At 65.7% G+C, this 12,236-nt stretch carries 9 protein-coding genes; 1 reads left to right on the top strand and 8 read right to left on the bottom strand.

Translation table 11 applies throughout. From position 1 onward, the window contains the following. Window positions 1-10 precede the first annotated feature (10 nt). Window positions 11-3,451 carry a DNA polymerase III subunit alpha gene (gene dnaE, locus AAG816_RS04935; protein ID WP_341988423.1) on the bottom strand — a complete coding sequence of 1,147 codons (3,441 nt, stop codon included), beginning with the start codon at window positions 3,449-3,451 and terminating at the stop codon, window positions 11-13. A gap of 263 nt (window positions 3,452-3,714) precedes the next feature. Here dnaE and AAG816_RS04940 point away from each other — a divergent pair, with 263 nt between their 5' ends. After that, on the top strand, window positions 3,715-4,149 hold the full coding sequence (locus AAG816_RS04940) for an EamA family transporter (protein ID WP_341988424.1): 435 nt from the start codon (window positions 3,715-3,717) through the stop codon (window positions 4,147-4,149). 14 nt (window positions 4,150-4,163) lie between these two features. On the opposite strand, the gene AAG816_RS04945 is transcribed toward AAG816_RS04940, so the two are convergent. From AAG816_RS04945 to AAG816_RS04975, 7 genes are all read right to left on the bottom strand, one after another. Next, window positions 4,164-5,495, bottom strand: coding sequence for a peptide MFS transporter (locus AAG816_RS04945; RefSeq protein WP_341988425.1), 1,332 nt, complete (start codon window positions 5,493-5,495; stop codon window positions 4,164-4,166). A 190-nt stretch (window positions 5,496-5,685) separates the two neighbouring features. Continuing rightward, window positions 5,686-6,384, bottom strand: a complete 699-nt coding sequence (locus AAG816_RS04950) for an ABC transporter ATP-binding protein (RefSeq protein WP_341988426.1) — start codon at window positions 6,382-6,384, stop codon at window positions 5,686-5,688. Beyond that, complete coding sequence (locus tag AAG816_RS04955) at window positions 6,381-7,685, bottom strand: lipoprotein-releasing ABC transporter permease subunit (RefSeq protein ID WP_341988427.1); 1,305 nt, start codon at window positions 7,683-7,685, stop codon at window positions 6,381-6,383. Before AAG816_RS04955 ends, AAG816_RS04950 begins: the two co-directional genes overlap by 4 nt. A 14-nt stretch (window positions 7,686-7,699) precedes the next feature. Beyond that, window positions 7,700-9,022 carry a proline--tRNA ligase gene (proS, locus tag AAG816_RS04960; protein ID WP_341988428.1) on the bottom strand — a complete coding sequence of 441 codons (1,323 nt, stop codon included), beginning with the start codon at window positions 9,020-9,022 and terminating at the stop codon, window positions 7,700-7,702. Window positions 9,023-9,733: 711 nt separating this feature from the next. After that, window positions 9,734-10,009, bottom strand: a complete 276-nt coding sequence (locus AAG816_RS04965; RefSeq protein WP_341988429.1) for a DUF1467 family protein — start codon at window positions 10,007-10,009, stop codon at window positions 9,734-9,736. Window positions 10,010-10,019: 10 nt separating this feature from the next. Then, window positions 10,020-10,424 (bottom strand): methylmalonyl-CoA epimerase, encoded by a 405-nt coding sequence (mce, locus tag AAG816_RS04970; protein WP_341988430.1) that lies wholly within the window; start codon window positions 10,422-10,424, stop codon window positions 10,020-10,022. Window positions 10,425-10,568: 144 nt separating this feature from the next. Further along, entirely contained in the window at window positions 10,569-12,236 is a 1,668-nt protein-coding gene (locus tag AAG816_RS04975; RefSeq protein ID WP_341988431.1) for a ribonuclease J, read from the bottom strand.

Consider the following 12,236-nt stretch of genomic DNA (forward strand, 5'->3'; position numbering starts at 1 on the left):
CAGCCCGGCCTCAGGCCGCTTCCACCGCCACCACGCCAGGAATCGCCTTGATGGCGCCGGCGATCTGCGGCGAGACCGGGTAGCGGCCGTCCAGGCGAATCTCCACCTCCGCCTTGCCCTCTTCCATCAGCAGGATGAGACTCACCTCGCCCTCCCCCCGCCCGCCGGACAGGCGCTTGGTGATGCCGTCCAGAGGGTCGGTGGATTTGACGAAGATGCGCAGCCCCTTGTGATGGCTGGCGGTGGCGGCATCCAGCCGCTCGCAGGCCTGGATGCGCACCCGCACGTCCTCGCCCTGGAGTTCGGCCCCCACCATCATCAGCAGCGGGGTGCCCGGCTCCAGCAGATCGCGATAATGGGCCAGCCCCTCGGAGAAGATCACCGCCTCGAAATGGCCGGAGGGGTCGGACAGGCCGATGATGCCCATGCGGGTGCCGGACTTGGTGCGGCGCTCCTGCTTCGACACCACGGTGGCCGCCAGCCGCCCTGCCGCCGCTCCCGCCCGCACCGCGCGGGAGAAATCGTTGAACGGCTGCACCCGCATCTTCTTCAATGACTGGGCATAGTCATCCAGCGGATGGCCGGTGAGGAAGAAGCCGATGGCGTCATATTCCTTTTGCAGCCGCTCGGCGGGCATCCAGGGCGAGGCATCGGGGATCTGCAACTTGGTCTTCACCGGGCCGGAACCGAACATGTCGTTCTGGCCGGACACCTTGTCCGCCTCTACCCGCTGGGCATGGGCCACCACCGACTCGAGCGAGGCAAACGCCCGGGCGCGGTTGGGCTCCAGGCAGTCGAAGCAGCCGGCCGCCGCCAGGCTTTCCAGCGTGCGCTTGTTCACCAGCTTCACCGGCACGCGGCCGGCGAAATCCGCCAGATCCGCGAACGGCTTGTCGCCGCGCGCCCCCACCAGGGCGTCCACCGCGTGGCCGCCCACGCCCTTGAGCGCAGCCATGGCATAGATGATCTTGCCCTCCACCACCGCGAACTCGCGGGTGGAGAGATTGATGTTGGGCGGCACCACCTGGATGCCGAGCCGCTGCGCCTCCTGGCGGAATTCCGCCAGCTTGTCCGTATTGCCCATGTCCAGCGTCATGGAGGCGGCGAGGAATTCGGTGGGGTAGTTCGCCTTCAGCCAGGCGGTCTGGTAGGAGACCAGCGCATACGCCGCCGCGTGGGATTTGTTGAAGCCGTAGTCGGCGAACTTGGCCAGCAGATCGAAGATGGTGTCGGCCTGCGCCTTCGGCACGCCGCGTTCCTCGGCGCCGGAGACGAAGCGCTCGCGCTGCTTCTCCATCTCGGCGCGGATCTTCTTGCCCATAGCGCGGCGCAACAGATCCGCTTCGCCCAGCGAATAGCCCGCCAGCGCCTGGGCGATCTGCATCACCTGTTCCTGATAGATGATGACGCCGAAGGTTTCCTTCAGGTACGGCTCAAGCTTGGGATGGATATAGTCCGGCTGGGCGCGGCCGTGCTTGCAGTCGCAATAGACCGGGATGTTGGCCATGGGGCCGGGGCGATAGAGCGCCACCAGGGCGATCAGATCCTCAACGCGGTCGGCCTTCATGTCCACGAGGGCGCGGCGCATGCCCGCGCTTTCCACCTGGAACACGCCCACCGTCTCGCCCTTGGCCAGCATGGCGTAGGACTTGGGATCGTCGAGGGGAATGGAGGAGATATCCAGCGGGATGCCGCGCTGGCGGATCAGCCGCGCGGCGGTCTCGATCACGGTCAGGGTCTTCAGGCCGAGGAAGTCGAACTTCACCAGCCCGGCCTGCTCCACCCATTTCATATTGTATTGGGTGACCGGCATGTTGGACTTGGGGTCGCGATAGAGCGGCACCAGTTCATGCAAGGGCCGGTCGCCGATCACGATACCGGCGGCGTGGGTGGAGGCGTGGCGGTTCAGCCCCTCCAGCCGCACGGCGATGTCGAACGCCTGCTTGACCACCTCTTCCTGATCGCGGGCGGCCTGAAGGCGGGGCTCATCCTCGATGGCCTGCTTCAGGGTGACGGGAGCGGCCGGATTCTGCGGCACCAGCTTGCAGAGCTTGTCCACCTGCCCATAGGGCATTTCCAGCACGCGGCCCACGTCGCGCAGCACGCCGCGCGCCTGGAGCGTACCGAAGGTGATGATCTGCGCCACCTGCGCGCGCCCATAGCGCTGCTGCACATAATGGATCACCTCTTCTCGGCGATCCTGGCAGAAGTCCACGTCGAAGTCGGGCATGGACACGCGGTCCGGGTTCAGGAACCGCTCGAACAGCAGACCGAAGCGCAGGGGGTCAAGGTCGGTGATCTGGAGCGAATAGGCCACCAGCGAGCCGGCGCCCGATCCACGGCCCGGACCGACGGGAATGTCATGCGCCTTGGCCCATTTGATGAAGTCCGACACGATCAGGAAGTAGCCGGGGAACTTCATCTTGGTGATGACGGACAGCTCATAGGCGAGCCGGTCCTCATAGACCTTGGTATCCAGTCCCGGCGCTGGGGGATGCTTGGCGAGGCGCGCCACCAGGCCTTCCTGGGCCTGACGCTCCAGTTCCGCCGCCTCTTCGGCCAAAGGATCGCCGCCCCCCTGCCCCGAGGTGAAGCGCGGTAGGATCGGCTTCACCGTCTTGACCCGATAGGCGCAGCGCTGGGCGATCTCCACCGTGTTGGCGGTGGCCTCGGGCAGATCCGCGAACAGGGTCAGCATCTCGGCGCGGGTCTTGAAGCGATGCTCCGGCGTCAGCCGGCGGCGGTCGCCCTCGGACAGGAGCTTGCCTTCGGCGATGCTGATGAGGGCGTCATGGGCATTGTAGTCGCTCTGGGCGCCGAAGAAGGGCTCGTTGGCCGCCACCAGCGGCAGACCCTTGGCATAGGCCATGTCTAGCAGGCCGCGCTCCGCCAGCCGTTCCATGTCGGTGCCGTGGCGCTGAAGCTCAACATAGAGCCGGTCACCGAAAATGTCGGCCAATTGGCTAAGGCGCGCCTCCGCCAGCTCCCCGTGCCCGCCCGCCAGGGCGCGATCAATGGGCCCCGACGGCCCGCCGGTGAGCGCGATCAGGCCCCCGCTCAGCTCGGCGAGCCATTCCAGGGTGATGCGGGGTTCCTCGTCATTGGGGCTTTCCAGATAGGCGCGGGAGACCAGCGTCATCAGATGGCGCCAGCCGTTCTCCCGCGCCGCCAGCAGCACCACCCGCGGCTTCTTCGGCGCGATGGCGCCGCGCGGGCCGGGCGGCTCCGGCAGGTCGAGGGCGAGCGAGCAGCCGGCGATGGGCTGGATGCCGGAACCGTACATCTTCTCGGAGAATTCCAACGCCCCGAACAGATTTCCGGTGTCCGTCAGCGCCAAAGCCGGCTGGGCGTCCGCCTTGGCAAAATCCGCCAGCTTGCCCAGGGACATGGCCCCCTCCAGCAGCGAATAGGACGAGTGGACGTGGAGGTGGACGAAGCCAGGATCGCGCATGGACTCACAAAGGTCGCGGACGGGAGGTCGGCACCAGATTAGCCCTAATCGCCGCCGGCGGAAGGGTGGCAGCCGGGATACGCCCATGTTCCCCATGCGGACATCGTCCGCCATCGTCGCTGGCCCTCACGCCATGGGCCTCGGGTGCGAGATCGGAGATGTTGGCCCACCGGGCGCGTGCCGTGCCGATGCTTCAGTAGCGTCCGCGCGTGTCCCACCCCATGCTGCGGCATGCATCGCAGGCCCACACCGCAGGAGTTGCCATGAAGTCCCTCATCCAGCCTTGGACCCTCTGGGCCTTCGGCGCTGCCGCCTTCGCGGCGCTGACCGCCATATTGGCGAAGATCGGCGTCGCCAATGTCCAGTCGGATTTTGCCACCTTCATCCGCACCGTGGTGATTCTGGCCATCGTCACCGGCATCGTCACCGCCGGGGGCAATTGGCAGCCGCTCTCCAGCATCACCACCAAGACCTGGGTGTTCCTCACCTTGTCCGGCTGTGCCACCGGCGCGTCCTGGCTGTGCTACTTCCGCGCCCTGCAAGTGGGGGACGCCAGCCGCGTGGCCCCAGTGGACAAGCTGAGCGTGGTGATGGTGGCGGTGTTCGGGGTGGCGTTCCTTGGCGAAAAGCTGTCGCTGGAGAACTGGCTCGGGGTGGCCCTGATCGCGGCGGGGAGCATCCTGGTGGCATTCCGCTGACCGCCGGGCTGAGCCTATTTCGCCGCGGCGCTGACCTCGCGTAATTCCCGCCGCTGCAGGCTGCGGGCCACGAACACCATGCCCAGCAACGCGCCCAAGGCCAGCAGCGCCTGGATGCCGAAATAGACGCCGTTGCCGACCACGCCATAAAGCTGGTCGAACGCCGCGCCGAAGGTATCGCCCACGAAGCTGGTCAGCAGGAACAGCGCCGTGACCTGCGATTTCATGGATTGCGGCGCCACCACATAGCAGAGCTGCAGCCCCACCACGGAGATGCACAGTTCGCCCAAGGTGATGAGGAAGGTGGCCAGCACCAGGAACCACACCGACACCCGCCCCGTGCCAGCCAGCCCCCCGGCCATGGACATGATGATCAGCGCCGCCACCGTCAGCACGAAGCCGATGATCATCTTGTCGGTGGGGATGAGCGGCTTGCCGCGGGCCACATCCACCTTGCGCCAGATGATGGCGAGGATGGGCGTGAACAGAATGATGATGAGCGGATTGAGGCCCTGGGTCTGCGCGGCGGTCAGCGAGATACCAAACGGCCACAGCTCCAGGTTCATGTGGCTTTTGGCCAGAAACACCCAGGTGGTGCCGGACTGGTCCGCCACGTACCAATAGACCGCCACCATCGCCAGAATGCCGATGAGCCGCGCCAGCACCGCGCGTTCCTCGCGCTTGCGCTCCGGGGTCTTGTGCTCCCTGCGCCAGTGCAGTGCCTCCTTTGGAAAATGATGGCGGCCCATGACGAACACGATCATGGACACGGCAATCAGCGCCGCCGGAATGAACAGCGCCACCTCATAGCCATAGTGGACCTGGACCAAAGGCAGCGACAGCGAGGCCACCGTGGAGCCAAGGTTGATGGCGGCGTAATAATAAGCGAACGCGTCGTCCAGCAGATGCCCCTTGCCGAGGCGCTCATACATCATGCCCATCAAGGTGGACGTGTTCGGCTTGATGGTCCCGGAGCCCAGCGCCAGCAGGGCCAGCGCCAGGAACAGGAAAAACTCGGTGCGGAAATAGCCGAGGATGAGGTGGCCCAGAATATAGGGAATGCAGAACCAGACGATGGTGCGGTAGCGCCCGAGGAAATGGTCGGCGATGAAGCCGCCGAGAATCGGGGTCAGGTAACAGGCCGCCGTGAACAGCTGCACGATGGAGCCGGAATCGGCCTGCTGGAAACCGAACACCTCCACCAGATAGAGCGCCAGCAGCACGCGCATGCCGTAGAAGCTGGCGCGCTCGGCGAACTCGGCCCAGAACACGAACCAGAAGCCGGCGGGATGGGCGGAGAGCAACCATTTGCGCCCCGGCGGGGCCGCGATGCCGACGTCACTCATGCCTGCGCCCCACCGTTACGCCCCGACCGAAGTCCGGATGATACCGTAGAGGCACCCCGTCACAATGCGGCGGGGGAGGTAAAAGCACATTTGCACAGTCGGATGGCGGAACACGCCAGCCCGTCGCATGCGCAACGGATTCGGCGAGACCGGCCTTCGAGGGCCCCGGACGGATGGGCGCGCGCCGCCCTCAGTCCAGTTCCACCACCTGCCCGTCGCGCAGGGTGACCCGCCGGTCCATGCGGGACGCCAGTTCCATATTGTGGGTGGCGATGATGGTGGCGACGCCGGTGGCGTGCACCAATTCCGCCAAAGCACTGAAGACATGATCGGAGGTCTTCGGGTCCAGATTGCCGGTGGGCTCGTCCGCCAGCACCAGACGCGGCGCATTGGCCAAGGCGCGGGCAATGGCGACCCGCTGCTGCTCGCCGCCGGAGAGTTCCGAAGGGCGATGCTTGAGGCGCTTGCCCAGGCCCAGATAGCCCAGCAATTCGCCCGCCCGCACCGCCGCATCCTTCTTGGACAGGCCGCGGATCATCTGCGGCATCATCACATTCTCCAGCGCGCTCAGTTCCGGCAGGAGGTGATGGAATTGATAGACGAACCCCACATGGTTCCGCCGCAGCCGGGTGCGCTCCCGGTCCGGCAGCTTGGAGGTGGGCTCGCCATCCACATAGACCTCACCGTCGTCGGGGTGCTCCAGCAGCCCGGCCAGATGCAGCAAGGTGGACTTGCCGGTGCCCGACGGGGCGACCAGCGCCACCGACTGGCCGGGCTCCACCACCAGATTGGCGTCGCGCAGCACTTCGATGGCGCCCTCCCCTTCGGAATAGCGGCGGGACACCTGAACCAGGGCAATGGCGGGGGGGCTCGCGGGAGCGGGCATCATTCGTATCTCAGGGCTTCCACCGGATCGAGCCGGGCCGCCCGCCAGGAGGGATAGAGGGTCGCGAACAGCGACAGCACCAGGGCCATGATCACCACCGAGGCCGTCTCGCCGAAATCCATCTTCGCCGGCAGCCGGCTCAGATAATACAGCTCGGGCGAGAACAATTCCGTGCGGGTCATCCAGGAGATGAACTGGCGGATCTCTTCCACATTGAGGCACACCAGCACCCCCAGCAGCAGGCCCACCAGGGTGCCAACCACGCCGATGCTGGCGCCGGTGATGAGGAAGATGCGCATGACCGCGCCCTGCGTCGCACCCATGGTGCGCAGCACGGCGATGTCGTGGCCCTTGTCCTTCACCAGCATGATCAGGCCGGAGACGATGTTGAGCGCCGCCACCAGCACGATCAGGGTGAGGATGAGGAACATCACGTTGCGCTCCACCTGTAGCGCGTTGAAGAAGGTGGCGTTGCGCTGCCGCCAATCGACGATATAGACCGGCCGCTCCGCCGCCGCCTGCACCGCGCCGCGCAGAATGCCCACGTCATCGGGCTTGTCGATATAGACCTCGATGGCATTCACGTCATTGGCGCGGTTGAAATAGGCCTGCGCCTCCGGCAGCGGCATGAAGACGAAGGCGCCGTCATACTCGGACATGCCGATCTCGAACACCGCCGCGATCTTGTAGACTTTTATGCGCGGTGACGTCCCCATAGGGGTCACCGCCCCGCGCGGGGCCACCAAGGTGATGTTGTCGCCCGCGCGCAGGGACAATTGATCGGCGAGGCGCTTGCCGATGGCCAGCCCCTGCCCCTGGTCGAAGCCCTCCAGCGTCCCCTGCCGAATGGTGTTGGCCACCGACGGCAGGCCGCGCAGATCCTTCTCGCTCAGGCCGCGCACCAGCACGCCGGAAGCATTGTAGGGCGAGGACGCGAGCGCCTGCCCCTCCACCAGCGGCACCGCCAATTTGATGCCGTTCAGCTTGGAGATGCGCTCGGCCACCGCCGCATAGTCGGTCAGCGGGGTCTCGATGGGCTGCACCAGCATATGGCCGTTGAGACCAAGGATCTTGCCCAGCAGTTCCGCCCGGAAGCCGTTCATCACCGCCATGACGATGATCAGCGTCGCCACCCCGAGCACGATGCCCAGGAAGGAGAAGCCCGCGATGACTGAGATGAAGCCCTCCTTGCGCCGCGCCCGCAGGTAGCGCGCTGAGAGCATCCATTCGAAGGCGGCGAACGGCCGGGTTCCGCTCGGCTCGTCGTCCGGCGCGGGTCCGCGCGAACCCGAGGCTGCGGCCATGCGCTGCCTTCCCGTCATCCCTTGAGCCTCTCAAATGCTTCGGCCGGGGACACCAGCTCACGGGAGCCGTCCACGCGCCGCTTCAGTTCCACTTTGCCGTCGGCCAGGCCCTTCGGCCCCACCAGGATCTGCCACGGCAGGCCGATCAGATCCGCCTTGGCGAACTTGCCGCCGGCCCGCTCGTCGGTGTCGTCATAGAGCACCTCGACGCCGGAGGCGGTGAGCTTGGCGTAGAGCTCCTCACAGGCCGCATCGGTGGCCGTATCGCCCACCTTGAGGTTGAGGATCCCCACCTGGAACGGCGCCACCGCGTCCGGCCAGATGATTCCGTTCTCGTCGTGGGAGGCCTCGATCATCGCCGCCACCAGGCGCGAGGGACCGATGCCGTAGGAGCCCATGTGCACCAGCCGCTCGACGCCGTCGGGGCCGAGCACCTTCACGCCGAACGGCTCGGAATATTTGGTGCCAAAATAGAAGATATGGCCCACCTCGATGCCGCGGGCCGCCACCTGGCGATCGGCGGGCACCGCCGCGAAGGCGTCCGTGTCGTGCTTCTCCTCAGTGGCCGCATAGAGCGTGGTCCACTGGTCCACGATGGACTGCAGCGAAGCCGCATCATCGAAATTCACGTCCGCGGGCGGCGGGGTCATGTTCAGGTAGTCGCCATGGCAAAACACCTCGCTCTCCCCGGTGGAGGCGAGGATGATGAATTCATGGGACAGGTTGCCGCCGATCGGCCCTGTATCCGCCACCATGGGAATCGCCTTCAGCCCCATCCGCGAGAACGTGCGCAGATAAGCGACGAACATCTTGTTGTAGGAATGGCGGGACGCCTCCGCATCCACATCGAAGGAATAGGCATCCTTCATCAGGAATTCGCGCGAGCGATAGACGCCGAAGCGCGGGCGCACCTCGTCCCGGAACTTCCACTGGATGTGATAGAGGTTCAGCGGCAGGCTCTTGTAGGACTTCACATAGGCCCGGACGATCTCGGTGACCATTTCCTCATTGGTCGGGCCGAACAGCATGTCCCGGTCGTGCCGGTCCTTGATGCGCAGCATTTCCTTGCCGTAATCGTCATAGCGCCCGCTCTCGCGCCACAGATCCGCCGACTGGATGGTGGGCATGAGCAGTTCCACCGCGCCGGTGCGGTTCTGCTCCTCGCGGATGATACGGCAGATATTGTTCAGCACCTTCAGGCCGAGCGGCAGCCAGGCATAGATGCCGGCGCTCTCCTGCCGGATCATGCCCGCCCGCAGCATCAGGCGGTGCGAGACGATGTCCGCCTCCTTCGGGACTTCGCGAAGGGTCGGCAGGAAATAGCGAGACAAGCGCATCGATAGACTCAGGCGTTGGACGTTTCGGAAAATCTCGGTGTGAGAGAAAGCGGAACCCTTGGCAAAACACAAGCCCGCGTCATCTCGGCGATCGCGACCGTGATCGAGGATCGCGGCGCCCGCCGCAACATCCGCCGGCCCGGCCCGGACATGCCCACCGCGACATCCCCTGCGCGACCGCCCCACCGCAGCACCGCGCGGGGGCCCAGGACCACGTCTTCGCACGGGTCTCAGAGGGGCCAATGTGTTGCGTCGCAGCACGTAAACTATTGCGGCGCAAGGATGACAAACGTACGAATCTTGTTCTACGGTCCGTTTGCCACAAGAAAGGGGACCGTCCTCGTGCCGATAAGGCATAGGAAGAGGGTCCGGGTCTCGGGAGGACTCACGTAACATAAAGGCCGACCGGCGACCGCCTCACTGGCGCGAGACATTGGGAACGGCAGCACAAAGGAACAAGCGGCGGCACCCGCGAGCGTCCAACAACAGTGCGAATTCAAAAAGGCGAGACATCCGGTCTCGCCTTTCTTTTTTTCTGGATTGGAAATTAAAAAAAGAAGGTCAGATCCACTGACCAACTCTTCGCAACGCAACCGTGGCCCGATGCCGCGACATCCGTCCCTGAAACCACGGTTTCAGACTCCCTCCTCCGCCCTGCAAATGGCATTGGAGCGGCCGGAGGTCTCGGCACGTCGCTGTCCTTGGGAGCCGTCAGTCGTAATTGGTCTTGAACGGCATGGGCAGGTCTTCCAGCCGGATGATGCCGCTACGGCTGATATAGAGCACGCCGGCGGTGACGAAGATGGCGATCACCGTGGTCACCAGCATCTTGCGCACCAGCCGGGGGCGGACCGGCGCGCCGGGGTCGAGGCCCGGATCGTCGTGGCTTCCCGCCTCCACGGGCGAGCGGACGCCGAACGGCAGCACCGCGAACAGGCACAGCCACCAGACGATGAAATAGATCGCTACGATCGAACCGATACCCACGGCGGCGTCCTCAGGCTTGTTCCAGTTCCACCAGGGTTCCGGTGAAGTCCTTGGGATGCAGGAAGAGCACCGGCTTGCCATGGGCGCCGATCTTCGGCTCGCCATCGCCCAACACCCGCGCGCCCGCCGCCTTCAGCCGATCGCGCGCCACCAATATGTCATCCACCTCATAGCAGATGTGGTGGATGCCGCCGTCCGGATTGCGCTCCAGGAACTTGGCAATGGGAGAACCCTCCCCCAACGGCTCCAGCAGCTCGATCTTGGTGTTGGGCAGGATGATGAACACGGTGGTCACGCCGTGCGCCACCTGCTGCACGGCCTCGGAGACCTCCGCCCCCAGGGTATCGCGATAGAGCGCTGTGGCCGCCGCAATGTCCTTGACCGCGATGGCGACGTGGTTGAGCCGTCCAATCATCTGGATCCTCCCCGAGAGACGCCCTGGCTGCAAACCCGCTCCAGATGCAGAAACGGCGCCGCCGAACCGGCGACGCCTCCTGCAAACCAAAAGGGTCCGCTCAGGCGTGCGCGGCGCCGCTAAACCAGCGGCGCCCCGCACCCATCAAACTTCCACAATATGGACGTGGCAAACGGGCTTTTTGCCCCAGGCCGCGTTCACAGTGCCGCGCACCGCCCGCTCCAGCGTGTCGGAGAGCGCATCCGCATCACGACGGCGGGCCTTGGGCAGGTTTTCCATGGTGGTCACCACGGTATCGAGCACCTGGTCGAGCATGTCGATCCCGCCCTCGCCCCGCTCGGGAACGCCGGTGATCTCCACCGACGGATCGCCCACCAGATTGCCGCCGCGATCCACGGCCAGCGCCACCGACACCACGCCGACAAAGCCGAGCCGCTTGCGCTCGGGAATGGTCCGGGCGGTATCGGGGATCAGCAGGCGGCCGTCCTTATAGAGGCGGCCGAACGGAATATCGTCCACCCGCTCCGCCGGACCGGGCGCCAGTCGGATGACGTGGCCGTCGAAGCAGTTCACGATTTCCGGTACGCCCATGCCACGCGCCAAAGCGGCGTGCTCGAACAGATGCAGGGCTTCGCCATGCACCGGCACCGAGACCTGCGGGCGCACCCAGCTGTACATCTGCTGCAATTCGCCCCGGCGCGGATGGCCGGAGACGTGCACCAGAGCGTCGCGATCGGTCATCACCTTGATGCCGCGCTTCACCAGGCCGTTGATCACCTGCCCCACCACCCGCTCATTGCCGGGAATGGTGCGGGAGGAGAACACCACCATGTCGCCGCTGGACAAAGCGATCTCGGGATGGTCGTCCTCGGCGATGCGGCGCAGCGCGGCGCGCGGCTCGCCCTGGCTGCCGGTGACGATGGCCACCACCTTTTCGCGCGGCAGGAAGCCGAACGCCTCGGAGCCGCGGAACGGCGGCAGGCCGTCTAGCAGGCCCTGCTCGCGGGCGACGCCGATGACGCGGTCCATGGCCCGGCCCACCACCACCACTTCGCGGCCATTGGCATAGGCGGCTTCGGCGATGGAGCGCACCCGCGCCACGTTGGACGAGAACGTGGTGAAGGCGATGCGATGGCGCGCCTTGGCCACCACGTCCTTGAGCGTCTCCGCCACGTCCGCTTCGGAGGGCGAGACGCCGTCGCGAATGGCATTGGTGGAATCGCAGATCATCGCCCGCACGCCCTCGTCGCCGAGGGCGCGCAAGCGGGCCTCATCGGTGACGTGGCCGACCACCGGTGTCGGATCCAGCTTCCAGTCGCCGGTATGCAGCACCAGGCCCGCGGAGGTGCGGATGGCGATGGCATGGCTGTCGGGAATGGAATGGGCGACGGGGATGAATTCCACCTGGAACGGCCCGATGTCCACCTGCGTCAGGGACTTCACCACGGTGATCGGGATCTTCGGCGCGCCGGGCTCCTGCAGGCGCTTGGCCTCCAGCAGCGCGGCGGTGAAGCGCGTGGTGTAGATCGGGCACTTCAGCTTGGGCCACAGGTCCAGCAGCGCCCCCACATGGTCTTCATGACCATGGGTGAGGATCAGACCGGCGATCTTGTCCTTGACGCTTTCCAGGAAGCGGATGTCGGGGAGCACGAGATCGACGCCGGGCGCCTCATCTCCTGCGAAGCTCATGCCGAGATCGACCATGAGCCAGGTGCGCTGGCGGCGGGAACCAATGCCGTAGAGGCCGAGATTCATGCCGATCTCGCCCACCCCTCCGAGGGGTGCGAAGACGAGCTCGCTGGTATCAGCCAT

Source organism: Azorhizobium sp. AG788 (assembly GCF_943371865.1).
Classification (GTDB): domain Bacteria; phylum Pseudomonadota; class Alphaproteobacteria; order Rhizobiales; family Xanthobacteraceae; genus Azorhizobium.

Coding starts and splice junctions, on each gene's coding strand:
- proS (WP_341988428.1), bottom strand. CDS start 9,022: ATGCGCTTGTCTCGCTATTTCCTGCCGACCCTTCGCGAAGTCCCGAAG.
- AAG816_RS04955 (WP_341988427.1), bottom strand. CDS start 7,685: ATGGCCGCAGCCTCGGGTTCGCGCGGACCCGCGCCGGACGACGAGCCG.
- AAG816_RS04945 (WP_341988425.1), bottom strand. CDS start 5,495: ATGAGTGACGTCGGCATCGCGGCCCCGCCGGGGCGCAAATGGTTGCTC.
- mce (WP_341988430.1), bottom strand. CDS start 10,424: ATGATTGGACGGCTCAACCACGTCGCCATCGCGGTCAAGGACATTGCG.
- AAG816_RS04975 (WP_341988431.1), bottom strand. CDS start 12,236: ATGGCTGATACCAGCGAGCTCGTCTTCGCACCCCTCGGAGGGGTGGGC.
- AAG816_RS04940 (WP_341988424.1), top strand. CDS start 3,715: ATGAAGTCCCTCATCCAGCCTTGGACCCTCTGGGCCTTCGGCGCTGCC.
- dnaE (WP_341988423.1), bottom strand. CDS start 3,451: ATGCGCGATCCTGGCTTCGTCCACCTCCACGTCCACTCGTCCTATTCG.
- AAG816_RS04950 (WP_341988426.1), bottom strand. CDS start 6,384: ATGATGCCCGCTCCCGCGAGCCCCCCCGCCATTGCCCTGGTTCAGGTG.